We start from the raw sequence: 14,359 nt of genomic DNA, 5'->3' as shown, positions 1-14,359 counted from the left end.
CAGGAGCAATTAATATGGATATAAGCGCTGGTATTCAGTCCGGTGTGCGTGCCGATGCAAGAAATTTACCTCTCAAAGACAACTCGGTTGGCGAAATTGTCGCCAGCAATCCATTCATACCGAAAAGTGAAGGCGGTACCTTCTCTATGATGGATTATTTGCCTGAGGCGACGAGGGTAGTTCAACCGGGTGGCAGGATTTTTATAAATTCAAATGCTGCGAACCCCTATGGAAAGCTGCCCAGTGTGGCTGATCTTCAGTCTTTAGGATTGCGAGTCGTCCAAGAGGGTGCTCTAGATGCTCGGTTTGAAGGGCAAACATTCTTGCGAACAGATGGCAGTGTCATTACAAATCTAGATAGCATGAAAACTATCGTTTTAGAGAAAATGAAATGATAATTTCAGTTGAATTCAATTCTCTGGTTACATTTGATTGCACGTATGGAGAATGCGTGGTCAATGGAGGGGAAGTTCGAATTTTTGTCGAGAAAGGACTGGTTCTTAAAAAGTCAAAGCTGATAAAGGATGCATTAGGTGCCAAGGTCGTTGAGTGCGAAGGTGACGATTGCTCTAAGGTTGAGCGTGCTTTTCCAGTCCACTATATATATGACCCCGTTAGAGATGTTGAGTACATTGAATGGAAGCTCGAGGGGGAGTTGTTGAGTGCTCGTGCGAGGGATGGGGAGTGGCTCAAGTACAAAAGTAAAAGTGAAAGCTTATATGCGATGCACGAGTACGTGGGAGGATGCTGGTTCGTGTTTTCGGGTGTTAGTTTTTCTAGGCAAGTAGTGTATGAGTATGCTTCGGACAAAAAAACATCTACTGGCAATGAGTTTGTGCAAGAGTTTAGATGCAAGGCCATGGCCGATAAACCGATGGGTGAGTACCTTCTTGAGGGGGTGATTGTCGCTTTGCCTGGACCTGGATGGATGTCTTTGGAGGTTCATGCTAATGAATTTCACATAGAGATTCCTGATAGTTGATCCTCCTTCAGCTGGTGTATGGTCAAGGCGACGTCTTGTGCTTAAGGCTTTGGCGAGGACGTCGAACGCTGGACGCGACACGCGTTGAAATTTAAGCATGGGGTATTATGCTGTCCGCTTTTTAGGTCGAGTGTTGTAGGCAAGGTTGCGATGGCAGATTTTGCGAGTATCTAATATATTTCAAAGGCATTGAGGTGCTGGGTTTATGTCTTCCGATCTCCTTTCTGACAGGTATGCGGCTCGTTTCGGCTTGCCAAATATGAGTTGTGTCGAGCTTGAGGGTTTTGTTCAGGTTCTTGAGCGGGTGGCAGTGAAGAATAAAGGGTTCTTTATATTTAAGGTGGACGGTGAGCGAGGGGGTAATATTTATACTTTTGTTTTAAATGTGTCGACGACCAAGGGTGTTGTAATAAGAAAGGATGCATGCAGTATACGGGAGGGTATGGTTTTTTTGTTTTGCGAGCTTGAGCGGGCTGGCATATATCCATAGTCTGAGCGCAGGGTTTAAGGTGTGATTTTTAAGTAGGGTGTAAAAGGATTTCCCATGATACGCGGCATACTGTTTTTGTTGGCCTGCTTAATCGCTGGCTGCTCCGGCTTCGATTCTGTCCCCTGTCTTGAACCGACTCTGCCTGCCGACATGGCGTCGGTACGTGTAACCACCAATACCGATGTGTATGGCGACTCCCCCGCAGGTTCGTGGGTGCCCAAGGTAAGGCACCTGATGGCCATGGCGGGCCGTGGGTTCGATGGAGCAGAAAAGTGAGAAAAGGGGACGAGAAAAGGGGACAGATTTATTTTTTCTACTCTAATTTCTGCCTTTGCATGGCCAAGAAGGCGACGAAGCTTGATGCTGAAGATATTAGTGAGGACGTCTAGCGCTGGAAGCGGGGCAAGTCGAAATTTAGAGTGTGAAAAATAAATCTGCCCCCTTTTTCATTGGTCTAAAGGATTTGTCGAGTAAGCTTAGCGCCCAGGCTGGGCGTGAAGTTAATTTCATGATTTATGACTCTGCGGCAGCGGCCTTGAGTCGTGCGCCGAGTGTGAGCTTGCCAAAATGACTGTTGCGTATGATCTATATGGTGCGAAAGACCTAGGTCTTCTCTCGGCAAAAGTTAATGTAGAACGAACCTTGGGGGAAGCTTTAGAGGAAAGAGATAGCTCTTATCAGGGGGGTGTTTATTATATGTTGGGTGGGGATGATGCAGAGAATTTTGTTCTAAAGCTGAATATTGATCCTTTTGATGGTGATGCGGTAGAGCAAAATTATCCGGATTATACGGTCCTGCTTTATATTAATGCTACGGATCGCTCATTTGCTTTGGAGAGAATCATGAGGCAGGCGGGGTTTAAGCTGCTTAGGCATGAAGTGTTTTGAGGTGCTAATTCTTAGTCGGTGCAAAAAGATAACTGGGGTAGTCCTGTGGTTTTAAATGTTGAAACAGTGGTTGGGGCGATTCATGCCGCTTTCTGGAAATAACGATTTATTGTCGAGAATTCTTGATGGGGTGCTGCCAAGCTTTGTGCTAAACAGGGTGCTAGAGGAAAATCCAAGCTTGGATAAATATGATTTGGCTGGTATTTTTCTTGAGGGGTGTGATCGCCTGGATAGTAAAGTTCTTCCGATTTTCTGGAATTGGAAGAGTGTCAGGTCAATGAGGGGTGTGTCTGATGAGATGTTTGATGAGATGTTGCTTTCGCACATGAGACTTGCGGGGTATAGGGTATAAAGAGAAAAGAAGAGAAAAGGGGCGGAGAAAAGGGGGCGGATTTATTTTTACTAATCTAATTTCTGCCTTTGCATGGCCAAGACGGCGACGAAGCTTGATGCTGAAGATATTAGTAAGGACGTCTAGCGCTGGAAGCGGGGCAAGTCGAAATTTAGAGTGTGAAAAATAAATCTGTCCCCTTTTTACATGTCCCCTTTTTAAATTAAGGCCGGATGCATTGGAGGTGGCCTACACCATCAACGGGCGCAAGATGACGCGCATGTTTGACAATGAACCCAATACGCCACCGGTGAATAAGCGATGATTGCTGAAGATCTATCCATTGTTAAAGAGCTTTTCTCGATTCTCGATCAAGGCATTGTCGACGGCTATGACGCGTTTCAGTATGAGGTCAAAGTGGGAGAGGGCTGGGTCGAAACACAGCTCACTGCAGAGAACCAGGGTGTGGACGTCATGGACGTGAAAACTGCCTTCAACAACGCCGAGATCTTCAAGTTGGTGAAGCAACTGCGGCAAAGCGGCGCCCAGCGAGGGGACCACTGGACGGCGTTCACCTTGTCCTATCGACGTGGGGGACAGGTCAGGACCATTTTCAGCTATGGCACGAGCGAGTTGCTCGACTCGGAGGTGTGATCAGGGAGCCGCGCAGTGGGCGGATCGATACGTGTGTCTTGCACGCGGACCTGCAAAAACTGTCATCTTTTCCGGGTTTCGATAGCCAGTATTGGCCTCAGTGAGTCGGAATTTCCTTATTCCTTGTAGTCCATTTCCGAAGCATACTTTTACCGCCTTTCAGCCCTTGCTCCAGGCCAACTCGCCTTCTAGTCTCGGCCTGCCGCTGCCAATTCAGCGGCCGGTTTTGACAGACCGTCGATTGTTGTCCACGTGTGCATACGCTCAATGGCGGCTGTACGTGCGGGCACCTTGTGTGCGCCGAGTGCCAACGATCTCGGTCTGTCAACCCGCGTACAGCTGCCACCCGACTGTTTGACAGCAGTTCAGCTGACAGCTCAACCCTCAACCATTGTTGGAGTACGAGCATGCTGAAGATTCTCCCCGATCCACCTTCCTCCCAGGATCACGCCCACTTCCTCGAAGACACCCTGGTACGCGCCATCGAGTACGCCTTCTGCGCCCTCACGGTGGCCAACCAGGCCGTCCAGCTCAAGCCCTGGTCGCCCGGCGCGATCCTAATGCTGGCCGCCGCCCGCGAGATGGAGGCGGTGCGCACGTTGCTCGAATCCGCCCTGACCCAGGTGCAGCACTCGGTCCAAGTGCCGGGCGAGCCCCGCACGCTGCACTAGCCGACGACGTTTTCAGGGAGATCGAACATGACCACAGACGATGGCAAGACCCAGGTCACGCCGGGCAAAACCCGTTTTTATCAGGGCGAGGGCAAGGATGCCCAGCCGCTGTTCTGCATCGAGCCCGGCATTCCCTGCCAGCACGCTCGCGAACAGGCGTCGGAGCTGATGGACTATGTGCGCCACCTGACCTTGGTCGGGGTGATGGATGAAGACCCGCGGATGGTCTGGGCGGCGCATTACCTCAGTGCCTTGGCCAAGGCGCTGATGGATGATGCGGAGCTGGGGATGGCGCATTAGTCCCAGGCTTGCACATTCCCCTGTAGGAGCGGCCTTGTGCCGCGAAAGGGGTGCGAAGCAGCCCCAGGATTTCAGCATTGATGCAAAGATCGCCGGGGCCGCTTTGCGGCCCTTTCGCGACACATGGCCGCTCCTACAGGGGGACGGGTTGGGTTTATTTCTCTGCTTGGCGTGACAGATGGGCCGGGGGCACCTGGTCTACCAGCCAGACACCGTTGTCGGCTTGATAGAACACCGTTCCTGCTGCGCACATGGCCTGGGTATCGACCCTAAGCAGCACTGGCTGACCATATCGCTTGCCCACCGCCAGCGCGGTCTGCGGGTCCTCGCTCAGGTGCACATGGTGGCGGCTGCCGGGGATCAGGCCCTGGGCTTCGATGGAGGCCAGGAAGCGGCTGGCGGTGCCGTGATAGAGCAGGGCAGGTGGCGTCTTGGCGACATGGCGCACTTCGACCTGGGCGCTGCTGTGGCCCTGGGCGGCGCGGATGCGGCGGCCATCGTCGGAAAGGGTGAAACGGCGCTTGTCATTGGTCTCGACCACTTCGCGCAGGGCGTGCAGGTCGAAGGCATGACCTTGTCGGCCGGCGCCGTGGATCAGCGCGTCGACATCGGCCCAGCCGTCGCGGTCCAGGGACAGGTCGATGGATTCGGGGGCATGGCGCAGTACGTAGCTGAGGAACTTGCTGAGGGCGTCGCGTTGTTTCTGGTTCACTGGAAAGGTCCTTTTCCATGGCTTCTGGTCGTTTGGGTCGGTACATTCTCCGGGTTCGGGGTTGAGTTCTCAAGCGTGCAGATGGCCTGTGGGAGCGAACGCCCACAGGCACATCGCTGATGCTAGTGTCCTGTCTCGGGAATACGTTCTCTTTTGGCGAGTGGCTTGGGTGTCCGGCCAAGGCGCCGCGACGAGTCATAGCAGGGCTATGGCGAGGAGTGGCAACGCCGGCCGGGCATCCAAGACGCCGCCAAAAGTGAACAGCTTATTTCCGAGACAGGACACTAGCCCTGACGCAAGGCGTCGAGCAGCGTCTTCATCTGGTTGCGGCCTTGGGTATCCAGCCCGAACACCCGCCGCCGTGGCTCGCCCACCGGCAGCCCGGCCATCTCCAGGCCCGCCTTGATGATCACCCTCGCCAATAAATGCGCATACAAACACTCAAACCAACACGCTTGAGCCAAAGCTGAAGTCCTTGACTTGCGCCTGTCCCCCACGCTAGCTTCCCACCCCATGAACCTATTCCCGCAGCGTCGCGCCCTCAGCATTATTACCGCCATTATCAGCTTGGCGGGCTAGCGCACACATGCACTGAACCCGCCCTGGAGGCGGGTTTCTTCTCTCTGACTCCTGGGCACTACAAAAAAACCAGGAGTCATCGATGACCAGCCTCAGCGCCACCCTGCGTACCCCGGCAACGCCCCAGCAACTGCTGTCCGAACAAGTGCGCCGGATTCTCTCGGCCCCGGTGTACGACCTGGCCATCGAAACCCCCTTGCAAGTGGCGCCGGCCCTGTCGGCCAGCCTGGGCAACCAGGTCCTGCTCAAGCGCGAAGACCTGCAACCGACGTTCTCCTTCAAGATCCGCGGCGCCTACACCCGGCTGTCGCGCCTGACTCCCGCCCAGCGCGAACGCGGCGTCATCACCGCGTCGGCCGGCAACCACGCCCAGGGCGTGGCCCTGGCCGGCTCGCACCTGGGCATCAAGACCACCATCGTCATGCCCACCACCACACCCTCGCTCAAGGTCGAAGGCGTGCGTTCACGGGGTGGCCATGTGGTGCTGCACGGCGAAAGCTTCCCCCACGCCCTGGCCCATGCCCTGCAACTGGCCGATCGCGACGGCGCGACCTTCGTGCCGCCGTTCGACGACCCCGACGTCATCGCCGGGCAGGGCACCGTGGCCATGGAGATCCTGCGCCAGCACCCCGGCCCGCTGCATGCGATCTTCGTCCCGGTCGGCGGCGGCGGCCTGATCGCCGGCATCGCCGCCTACGTCAAGTACCTGCGCCCCGAGGTCAAGGTGATCGGCGTCGAGCCGGAGGACTCCAACTGTCTGCAGGCCGCCATGGCCGCCGGCGAGCGGGTGATCTTGCCGCAGGTCGGCACCTTCGCCGACGGCGTGGCGGTGGCGCAGATCGGCGCGCACTGCTTCGAGCTTTGCCGCCACTTCGTCGACGAGGTGGTGACGGTCAGCAGTGACGAGCTGTGCGCGGCGATCAAGGACATCTACGATGACACCCGCTCGATCACCGAGCCCTCCGGCGCCCTGGCCGTGGCCGGCATCAAACGCTACGTGGCCCGCGAGGGCCTGCAGGGCCAGGCCCTGGTGGCCATCGACTCCGGTGCCAACGTCAACTTCGACCGCCTGCGCCATGTGGCCGAGCGCGCCGAGCTGGGCGAGCAGCGCGAGGCGATCATCGCCGTGACCATCCCCGAGCGCCCTGGCAGCTTCCGCGCCTTCTGCCTGGCCCTGGGCAAGCGCCAGATCACCGAGTTCAACTACCGCTACTACCCGGGCAAGGAGGCGCGCCTGTTCGTCGGCGTGCAGACCCACCCCCAGCACGACCCACGGGAGCAACTGCTAATCAGCCTGCATGAGCAGGGCTACCAGGTGCTCGACCTGACCGACAATGAACTGGCCAAGCTGCACGTGCGCCACACCGTCGGCGGCCACGCGGCGCCAGGGGCCGGCGAGCGGGTACTGCGCTTCGAGTTCCCCGAGCGTCCTGGGGCGCTGCTGGGCTTCCTCGAGCGCCTGGGCAAGCGCTGGAACATCAGCCTGTTCCACTACCGCAACCACGGCGCGGCACAGGCGCGGGTGTTCGCCGGGCTGGAGGTGCCGGAGGACGAACTGGCCGGGTTGCCACTGGCGCTGGACGAGATGGGCTATCAGTACTGGGACGAGACGGAGAATCCGGCGTACCGTCTGTTCATGGGGTAAACATGCCGCCACTGGCGGTGCTGACGCTCTACAGCTCCCAGCGCTGCACACACCAGCGTGGGAGCGGGCTTGCCCAGCGATGGCGTCGGCACTGCCAGTCAACCTCTCCAGGTTGGCTTACGCTCTGGCATTACCCGGCCTGCAGGAAGACAAAACGCTGCAGCCACACGCCAGCTGCGCAGGTTCGAACACCAAGGGGATGTCGTTGAACAGCACGGTGTTGTCAGCGCTGGATACCAGCGCGAACTCACCCCCGTGCAGCGGGCAGGCTGCGCGATCGCCGAGCACACATTGCGGCACACCATCGATCAGTACACCGCGACCCTCGATCATCCGACCGCCACCGCTGTGACGGTCACCCTTGCGAATCGCGCCGTGTCGGGCCATGGCTCAAGGCTCCTCGGTCGTTTGCATGACGGCTTGGTAAAGTCCTTCCGGCATGGCTTGTGGATCGTATTTGCAGACTGCAGCCATAAAACGCTCCAGCAACTCGTCTCTTTCAAGCCGGGTGCCTGGCGGGCAGGTGAGCTTCGCGTACGGGGTTGTCATCAGTGGGTGATCAATGAAGGGATTGGTCAGGCCCAGTGATCGTCGCAGATTGAGGATGGCGAGAATTTCAGCGGGGTAGACGGCTTCGAAGGGAGAGCCGAATTCGAAGTTACCTGAATCAAGTTCGCGGGAGTTGAGGGCGATGCGCTCGATATGGGTGTCGCAGGCTGCCATCAGGATGGGTAGCAGTTTCGCTGGATCGGGCTCGCGCCAGTGGGCGACCAGTTGACCCCAGGCCGGATCACGGGGCAGGGCATGCTTGTCGAGGTCCAGTGGTTTGCCCAGCCAATCGCCAATGATTGCTAGACCGAAGGCGGCATAACGTAGTGTGGTGCCGATAGGGAGATCGTGTCCATCACTTACTCCATAGCCATGCCCAAGGCCTTCGAAGACAGTCTGATGAACTGGGTGAATTAAGTTGAACTGGCCACAAGCCAGTGTACAAAGCATGAGGTGGGTAAGGTCGTCCAGTGTTGCAAGACCTAACTCTTGAGTGTCTTTAAGTTTATGTGTTCGAATTGTGTCTGCGGTAAGCATTTTCATGATCGCATTGGAGAAAACCATTCTGATCGCAAAGTGTTGCTTGGTTGTGACGGCTGTTAGCGCGCCCCCTATTTTGGTCATGCCGGCTACAAATAGCTCTCGACTTGCTTTGTGAAGATGGCCGACCCCGTGAACATAGTCAACGATCAAATGTTCTCTGTTAGGGAAGTTGTCAGTGCTCCATGTTGAAATTTTTTTGAGAGAGCACTGAAGGCGTGACGGTATCTTGGGCTTCATTTCTCGTTCCACTGGTTGATCTGAAAGGCGTTCTTATTTTTTCTTGGCTTTCTCAAGGAATTCTATTCGTCGAAAATGCTAATCGGGTTAAGCTCGCTTATCGAGAGTCTGAGGGGGCGTATACCAGCATGTCGATGTCCCTCTCGCCTTGCCTTCCAAACTGGCCTGGCGGGCTTGAGAGAGAAGGGTACGCATGCCTAGAAGCCTCTCCGGTTTGAGTGACTGATCAGCGCTGCTTGCATACACCGGGTATTACTGGTTCAACTCAATGGTGGTTTCTGAAATACAGCTTCGTAGAGCCCCTCTGGCGTGGCTTCCGGGTTGTATTTACGGATAGCGATCAGAAAACGCTCTAGCAGTTCGTCTTTTTCGAGTTGGGTGCCCGGTGGGCATGTGAGCTTCGCGTACGGGGTTGTCATCAGTGGGTGATCAATGAAGGGATTAGTCAGGCCCAGTGATCGTCGCAGATTGAGGATGGCGAGGATTTCAGCGGGGTAGACGGCTTGGAAGGGAGAGCTGAACTCGAAGTCGCCAGAATCAAGTTCGCGTGAGGTGAGGGCGATGCGGTCGATATGGGTGTCACAGGCAGCCATCACGATAGGCAGGAATTTATCGGAGTCAGGTTCGCGCCAGTGGGCGACAAGTTGGCCCCAAGTGGGGTCTCGGGGCAGGGCATGTTTATCGAGATCCAGTGGTTTTTCAAGCCAGTTGCCGATGATCGTCAGGCCGAATGCGGCGTATCGGAGGGTGGTGCCGATAGGAAGATTATGACCATCCTCAACACCATAGCCTTGACTTAGTGCTTTTATGACAGTTGAGTGTAAGACACCTAGAAGCTTGTATTGCCCAGTGGCGGCCGCACAAAGCATGAGCTGTGTTAAATCATCTAATGTTGATGTGTCTGACTGTTGAGTGTTTTTAAGGCGCTCTATCAATATGGCGTCACAGGCAATCATTCTGGTCAATCCAGTTATCAGGCTTGAGTAGGCTGTTGTGTGGTGTGCTGCACAAAAAAGGCTTTTTTTGATTTCGAGAAGTCCCAGTCTAAACAAGTCGTTGCAAGCGAGTACTAAGTTGGCGGTGCCTGACATATAGGTTTCGAGGTCTTCGGGGATATAGGGATGTTTCTCCGTTACCCAGTCTTGCACTGAGTTCAGGCTTTTTGATAGGCGGCTTTTCAATGTGATGATCTCCACATGTTTAACTGGATTCCGGGTGCTTTGTTTGTTAGGGGGCTAAGTCTCCCTTGAGAGTCTAGGAAGACCTGTGCATGAATGTACTGGGCTTTCCCAGAGCTAGTAGCTAGCAAGGTGGCTTTGTATTTTTTAATTATGTCGGGGTCAATATTTATTATATTGCTTAGTTTCCAAGAGGCACTGTCATTTTTGATCAAGCCGTGAATTCTCTTCAGGTTCTTATCCCCACCGACAGCCTGGGTTTTCAGAAACCCCGGCGTCTTGGTCTTCCCCAACGTCGTCTTCACCTCGATCACCAACAACGTCCCCTCGGCAAACTGCAACTCTTCCATCGGCGCCACCCCCTTGATCCCATCGATGTGATGCCGCATCTGCTGGTTCGTCGGGTTGCGCACGCTCATCGATGGCGGTGGCGGCACGTAGACCAGCATGTCGATGCCCTGGTCGCTCTTGTTCTTCAAACCGAACTGGCTGGCTCGCGAGGGATGGGTACTCATGCCGAGGATGTTCTCCGGCTTGACCTTCCAGTGGCTGACCAGCGCCGCGGCCAGTGCCTCTTCGCCCGCGTCGGCCACCACCCGGGTCAGGCCGCCGCCCATGCGCACCGGCCCGACGGCGTGGCTGATCAGCGCCACCAGGCGGTCGCGCATCGTCGTGGCCATGTAGGCGTAGTCGGCACGGCCGCCGACCACCTCCAGCGCTATCCGGCTGGCGTTGCGGTCGATGGCGTGCAGCTCGCTGGCGCGCACCGCCAGCCCGCCGTCGCGGGCCGGGCGGTCGATGCGGGTCTCGAGCACGCTGACCTCACCGGCCTCACGCCGGCCCAGGCGGCGTACCTGTTCCTCGGTCAGCGCGGCGTTGTCCAGGCGTACCGTGGTGACGCTGCCGGGCCGCAGCTTGTGCATCAACCAGCGCGCGCCACCCAGGGCGTTGGGCAGCAGCAGGGCCAGGTTGATGGCCATGAACACCTGCTTGCCCCGGGCCTCGGCGGTGGTGGGGTTGGCCAGGCTGGCCAGCTCGGTGAAGAACGCCTCGCCAATGCTCAGGCCTTCGCCGGTGATCATGCGGCTGCTGCCGTCGACCATGGCATCGGCGGCCAGGGCGCCCTCCAGGGCGAGGAAGGCGTAGCGCCCGGCGCTGACGCCGTCGCGAATGCCGCGCACCACCGGTACCGTGGCCAGCAGGCCGAGGGCGAGTTCGGCGGCGCCCTTGACGCCCTCCCAGGTGCGCGACCTGGCCTTGGCCTCGGCGAAGTGGGCGGCCAGCTGCATGCAGGCCTGGTCGACGGGGTAGAGGCCGCTGGGCGAATGCCAGGTGTAGGGCGGGCTGATGTGCCGTTCGCCCTGGTCGTCCAGGTACTCCTCGCGAGGGGCTTCGGACCAGCGGGCGTGGGTGAAGGTGGCGAAGTAGATGCTGTGATCGGCGAAGAAGAAATTGCTGTGCAGTTCGAAGCCCATGCCCTGGTGAGTGCGCACGCCCATGTGGTCGAGCACGGGCGGCGCCAGGTCGTCCAGGCGCATCTGCTCGTCGATGCAGACCAGCTGCAGCTTTTCGCGCGCGGCGAAGGCATGGAACTCGGCGAGCCAGGCATCGCCGTAGGTGCTGCCGGCCTGCTCAAGGACCTGCTGCAGAAAGGTGTCGCGATGGTTGCGGGCCGTGTCGCGGATCCATGGGTTGTCGCGGAACCAGGCGGGGCCGACGCCCTGGCGTGGAATGCCCAGTAGGAAGTCGCAGCCCTCGTCGCCCTCGAGGGAGAACATCGCGCCGGGGAGGGTGCAGGGGATGCACAGCTCGACGGGCTTGGGCAGGTTGCCGTCGAGGACGTCCTGGTAGATCTTGTCCTGGGATGAAAGGGTTGTTTCAGGCATGGGTCACGACCTCCACCAGCGTGCGTTGATAAGTCGTCAGTAGCCTGGCCAGCGTGGCGCGTCTTTCCCTGGAGGATGCTTGCTGGTCCAGTGCCGCCATCCACTCGGTGTACGCCGCGCTGAGGAAGAAGGCGCGGCCGAACACGATCGCCAGCAAGATGTGCTGCACTATTTGGCTACGTTGCAGTGCGGGCTGTTGTGCCAATGCATCGGAGAGCTTCGGGATGCGCCAGCCGTAATGGCGGTAGGCGAGCACTTCCTGGCCATTGAGTTCGCGATGGACCAGAGGCTGCAGGCCATAGCGCTCACAGGCATCCGTTTCGTAGGTGCGGTAGATCTTCTCGTGCGTCTCCAGCGCCAGGCCTCGGCGGGTCATGAGCCGGGCCAGCGTGTCCCAGAGCCGATCCATCTCCCAGGTGTCGTCATGCCAGCCCAGCAGGTCGAGGAGGACGGCAAGCATGCCGGGCAGCACAGCCTGCTGGCGCTTGACCTGGGCAATCGCCTGCGCGGTCAGCAGGTGCAGCCGTTGGTCATGGTGCAGCCCATCAACCTCAAGCAGCGAGCACAGTAGCTGGCAGCTGGGGTCGTTCCACCAGGCGAGCCCCAGGAGCACGTGGATCAAGGTCTGCGTGGCGTACTCCGTGGCGTCGGGGGAGTCACTGCTCCAGGTGATGCTGCCCGCCTGGTCGATCAGGTGGGGAAGACGCTCCTGGGTAATGGGTAGATGCGCCAGCGCATCGAAGTGCTCTTTCAGGTAACGGACAAGCTGGCGATTGGCGTTTTGCCGGGAGGCCGTGGTCAGGGCGTCGAGGTCGAGGGTGGGCAGTTTCACCGGGCGCCCTCCATGGACGGTGCCAGCCAGGCCAGGCAGCCGTCCTGTTCGCAGTCTTGAGCGGTTTGTTCAAACAAGGGTTGAACGCCTTGTGCCAGGCCGGTCTGGGGGATATGGAAATACAGCTGGCGTATGCGGCCATGGGCGAACAGGTCTGCCAGGGCCTGCGGTTGTTGCGCCAATGAAGCCACATACAGGTGCAGCGAAGCGGGATCGCCAAGGCGCAGGAAGTAACGCTGTCGACCCTGTTGCACTTTGCCGAAACGCCGCAAGTGCGATGCCAGTTCCGCGAGCGGCAGGGTGCTCTGGACCACGGAGCAGGCGAACGTCGCCTGTCGGCTTGCGAGCCAGGTATCGAGGTCAGTGCCGGGTGACACCTGTAGGAGCAGTGGCGCATGGTTTTCCAGGCCTGGGCGCAGATGCAGATGCCACAGGTATTGGTAATGCGCGCCATGGAACTCCAGCCGCCCCGGCAGGCCAGGCACGGCGCAGGCCTCCGCCAGCAGGTACAGAGGCTGGTCGGCGCAGACTGGCGCACCGGCCTCGCTCAGTTGCCGATGCAGGCTCATGCGTCGTCCTCCCCGGCAAATGGGCATTCCTCGATCAGCGGCGTCCCTTCGCGGATTGCCGCTTCGATGGCTTCGACCTGGGCCTGGACCGGGGGATGGTAGGTGACGTTGCCCTTGAAGCGGATGTTAGGGGCTTCGAGGGTGATGCCGTCAGCGTCGAGGATGATCTTGCCGGCGGGGCCGCGAATATGGATTCGCTCGGTGCCCTGCAGCATGTACGACGGTGTCAGCAGGCGTTGGGCCGTGCGGGCCTCGAGGGTCTGGGTGCCCTCGATGATCAGTGTCTGGTCACGCCCGATGCTCAGGTGGTGGTCGCTGCCGATCGTCTCGCTGCAGGCGTTGCCGATGGTGTGCACCAGGTTGCGGTCGATGTCGGTGAAGCAGTCCTGGCGCACATGGTCGCGGCGGTCGCGACCGGTGCTGAGTGTCGCGTCGCGGGCAATGCAGGTGCTGCTGTCACGGCCGGTGGAGAGGGTGCGATCGTTGCCCACGGTGTGGCTTTCATCGTGATTGATCTTGGCGTTGAGGTCCCGCTGCGCATGAATGAACACCTCTTCCTGCCCCAGTTCATCCTCGAAGCGCAGCTCGTTGAAGCCTTGCCCCTTGTGGGTCTTGCTCTTGATGGTCATGCGTGTGCGGTGCTTGGGCAGTTCGTACGGCGGCCGCTGGTTGCCGCAGTAGGTGCGCCCGGTGATCATCGGCTGGTCGGGATCGGCGTTGACGTACTGGATGACCACGTCCTGGCCGATCCGCGGGATGGCCATGGCGCCCCAGCCGCCGCCGGCCCAGCCCTGGGACACCCGCACCCAGCAGGAGCTGTACTCGTTGTCGCGGCTCTCGCGGTCCCAGGGGAAGCTGACCTTGACCCGGCCCCACTCGTCGCAAAAGATCTCCTCGCCCTCGGGGCCGACCACCGTGGCCATGTGCGGGCCGTCGATGCGTGGCTTGGGCGGCGCCTCGGGGCGCCACTCGATGCGCCCGGGCACCAGCAGGGCCTTTTGCGTGTAGCGCGTGCCTTGTTCGGCGCCGGCGGCTTCCTCCTGCAGGCTGGTGAACTGCGCGCCTTCGTGGCGCACGCTGGCCACCCGCCAATGGATGTTGAGGTCTGCGCGGGGGTGTTCGACCAGGTTGAAGCTCAGGCCCGGCTGCAGGCGCACATCGTCGCCCTCGACCTCGGCGATGCGCGCATCGTGGCGCAAGGCGGTGAGACGGGTGCGGGTGAAGGGGATGCCGACCTCGTCGCGCTTGTAGCGGCCGGGGTAGTCGAAGCGCTCGTAGTCGTCGGCCTGGTGCTGCAGGTCGCTGGCGTTGAA

General features: G+C 58.7%; 17 protein-coding genes. 8 read left to right on the top strand and 9 right to left on the bottom strand.

Annotation, left to right across the window (positions count from 1 at the left end; all coding sequences use genetic code 11):
* The first annotated feature begins 14 nt into the window (after positions 1-14).
* The 7 genes from HU735_RS25780 (at position 15) to HU735_RS25750 (ending at position 4,316) form a co-directional block, all read left to right on the top strand.
* Positions 15-395, top strand: coding sequence for a hypothetical protein (locus tag HU735_RS25780; protein WP_186716261.1), 381 nt, complete (start codon positions 15-17; stop codon positions 393-395).
* On the top strand, positions 392-982 hold the full coding sequence (locus HU735_RS25775; RefSeq protein WP_186716260.1) for a hypothetical protein: 591 nt from the start codon (positions 392-394) through the stop codon (positions 980-982). The genes HU735_RS25780 and HU735_RS25775 overlap by 4 nt, the downstream gene beginning before the upstream one ends.
* A 205-nt stretch (positions 983-1,187) precedes the next feature.
* Complete coding sequence (locus HU735_RS25770) at positions 1,188-1,472, top strand: hypothetical protein (protein ID WP_186716259.1); 285 nt, start codon at positions 1,188-1,190, stop codon at positions 1,470-1,472.
* 567 nt (positions 1,473-2,039) lie between these two features.
* Positions 2,040-2,360: a hypothetical protein gene (locus HU735_RS25765; RefSeq protein ID WP_186716258.1), complete on the top strand. Its 321-nt coding sequence runs from the start codon at positions 2,040-2,042 to the stop codon at positions 2,358-2,360.
* Positions 2,361-3,012: 652 nt separating this feature from the next.
* Positions 3,013-3,345, top strand: a complete 333-nt coding sequence (locus HU735_RS25760) for a hypothetical protein (protein ID WP_186716257.1) — start codon at positions 3,013-3,015, stop codon at positions 3,343-3,345.
* Between the two features lie 407 nt (positions 3,346-3,752).
* Positions 3,753-4,016 (top strand): hypothetical protein, encoded by a 264-nt coding sequence (locus tag HU735_RS25755; RefSeq protein ID WP_186716256.1) that lies wholly within the window; start codon positions 3,753-3,755, stop codon positions 4,014-4,016.
* Between the two features lie 27 nt (positions 4,017-4,043).
* Positions 4,044-4,316: a DUF3077 domain-containing protein gene (locus tag HU735_RS25750; protein ID WP_028691523.1), complete on the top strand. Its 273-nt coding sequence runs from the start codon at positions 4,044-4,046 to the stop codon at positions 4,314-4,316.
* Positions 4,317-4,470: 154 nt separating this feature from the next.
* Here the strand turns inward: HU735_RS25750 and HU735_RS25745 are convergent, their stop codons facing one another.
* Both HU735_RS25745 and HU735_RS27340 read right to left on the bottom strand, forming a co-directional pair.
* Complete coding sequence (locus HU735_RS25745; RefSeq protein WP_110739565.1) at positions 4,471-5,028, bottom strand: RNA 2'-phosphotransferase; 558 nt, start codon at positions 5,026-5,028, stop codon at positions 4,471-4,473.
* A gap of 284 nt (positions 5,029-5,312) precedes the next feature.
* Positions 5,313-5,441: a hypothetical protein gene (locus HU735_RS27340; RefSeq protein ID WP_273018774.1), complete on the bottom strand. Its 129-nt coding sequence runs from the start codon at positions 5,439-5,441 to the stop codon at positions 5,313-5,315.
* Positions 5,442-5,689: 248 nt separating this feature from the next.
* Here HU735_RS27340 and ilvA point away from each other — a divergent pair, with 248 nt between their 5' ends.
* Positions 5,690-7,252: a threonine ammonia-lyase, biosynthetic gene (gene ilvA / locus HU735_RS25740; protein ID WP_186716254.1), complete on the top strand. Its 1,563-nt coding sequence runs from the start codon at positions 5,690-5,692 to the stop codon at positions 7,250-7,252.
* Between the two features lie 117 nt (positions 7,253-7,369).
* On the opposite strand, the gene HU735_RS25735 is transcribed toward ilvA, so the two are convergent.
* From HU735_RS25735 to tssI, 7 genes are all read right to left on the bottom strand, one after another.
* On the bottom strand, positions 7,370-7,639 hold the full coding sequence (locus HU735_RS25735) for a PAAR domain-containing protein (RefSeq protein WP_186716252.1): 270 nt from the start codon (positions 7,637-7,639) through the stop codon (positions 7,370-7,372).
* A gap of 3 nt (positions 7,640-7,642) precedes the next feature.
* The gene (locus HU735_RS27215) at positions 7,643-8,581 is read right to left on the bottom strand and encodes a hypothetical protein (RefSeq protein WP_238349900.1); all 939 of its coding nucleotides are present in this window, start codon (positions 8,579-8,581) and stop codon (positions 7,643-7,645) included.
* A gap of 260 nt (positions 8,582-8,841) precedes the next feature.
* Positions 8,842-9,762, bottom strand: a complete 921-nt coding sequence (locus HU735_RS25725; RefSeq protein WP_238349899.1) for a hypothetical protein — start codon at positions 9,760-9,762, stop codon at positions 8,842-8,844.
* On the bottom strand, positions 9,759-11,645 hold the full coding sequence (locus HU735_RS27210; protein ID WP_238349898.1) for a hypothetical protein: 1,887 nt from the start codon (positions 11,643-11,645) through the stop codon (positions 9,759-9,761). Before HU735_RS27210 ends, HU735_RS25725 begins: the two co-directional genes overlap by 4 nt.
* On the bottom strand, positions 11,638-12,477 hold the full coding sequence (locus tag HU735_RS25715) for a hypothetical protein (protein WP_186716248.1): 840 nt from the start codon (positions 12,475-12,477) through the stop codon (positions 11,638-11,640). Before HU735_RS25715 ends, HU735_RS27210 begins: the two co-directional genes overlap by 8 nt.
* Positions 12,474-13,046, bottom strand: coding sequence for a DUF4123 domain-containing protein (locus tag HU735_RS25710; protein WP_186716247.1), 573 nt, complete (start codon positions 13,044-13,046; stop codon positions 12,474-12,476). Before HU735_RS25710 ends, HU735_RS25715 begins: the two co-directional genes overlap by 4 nt.
* Positions 13,043-14,359: type VI secretion system tip protein TssI/VgrG (tssI, locus tag HU735_RS25705; RefSeq protein WP_186716246.1), on the bottom strand; the 1,317-nt coding region annotated here is incomplete at its 5' end. The genes HU735_RS25710 and tssI, both read right to left, overlap by 4 nt.

Origin of the sequence: Pseudomonas sp. BW16M2 (genome assembly GCF_014268865.1) — a bacterium.
GTDB classification, from domain to species: domain Bacteria; phylum Pseudomonadota; class Gammaproteobacteria; order Pseudomonadales; family Pseudomonadaceae; genus Aquipseudomonas; species Aquipseudomonas peradeniyensis.
Note: the sequence above shows the minus strand (reverse complement) of the source record. Positions and strands in the feature narration are given on the sequence as shown.

Coding starts and splice junctions, on each gene's coding strand:
- HU735_RS25780 (WP_186716261.1), top strand. CDS start 15: ATGGATATAAGCGCTGGTATTCAGTCCGGTGTGCGTGCCGATGCAAGA.
- HU735_RS25775 (WP_186716260.1), top strand. CDS start 392: ATGATAATTTCAGTTGAATTCAATTCTCTGGTTACATTTGATTGCACG.
- HU735_RS25770 (WP_186716259.1), top strand. CDS start 1,188: ATGTCTTCCGATCTCCTTTCTGACAGGTATGCGGCTCGTTTCGGCTTG.
- HU735_RS25765 (WP_186716258.1), top strand. CDS start 2,040: ATGACTGTTGCGTATGATCTATATGGTGCGAAAGACCTAGGTCTTCTC.
- HU735_RS25760 (WP_186716257.1), top strand. CDS start 3,013: ATGATTGCTGAAGATCTATCCATTGTTAAAGAGCTTTTCTCGATTCTC.
- HU735_RS25755 (WP_186716256.1), top strand. CDS start 3,753: ATGCTGAAGATTCTCCCCGATCCACCTTCCTCCCAGGATCACGCCCAC.
- HU735_RS25750 (WP_028691523.1), top strand. CDS start 4,044: ATGACCACAGACGATGGCAAGACCCAGGTCACGCCGGGCAAAACCCGT.
- ilvA (WP_186716254.1), top strand. CDS start 5,690: ATGACCAGCCTCAGCGCCACCCTGCGTACCCCGGCAACGCCCCAGCAA.
- HU735_RS25735 (WP_186716252.1), bottom strand. CDS start 7,639: ATGGCCCGACACGGCGCGATTCGCAAGGGTGACCGTCACAGCGGTGGC.
- HU735_RS27215 (WP_238349900.1), bottom strand. CDS start 8,581: ATGAAGCCCAAGATACCGTCACGCCTTCAGTGCTCTCTCAAAAAAATT.
- HU735_RS27210 (WP_238349898.1), bottom strand. CDS start 11,645: ATGCCTGAAACAACCCTTTCATCCCAGGACAAGATCTACCAGGACGTC.
- HU735_RS25710 (WP_186716247.1), bottom strand. CDS start 13,046: ATGAGCCTGCATCGGCAACTGAGCGAGGCCGGTGCGCCAGTCTGCGCC.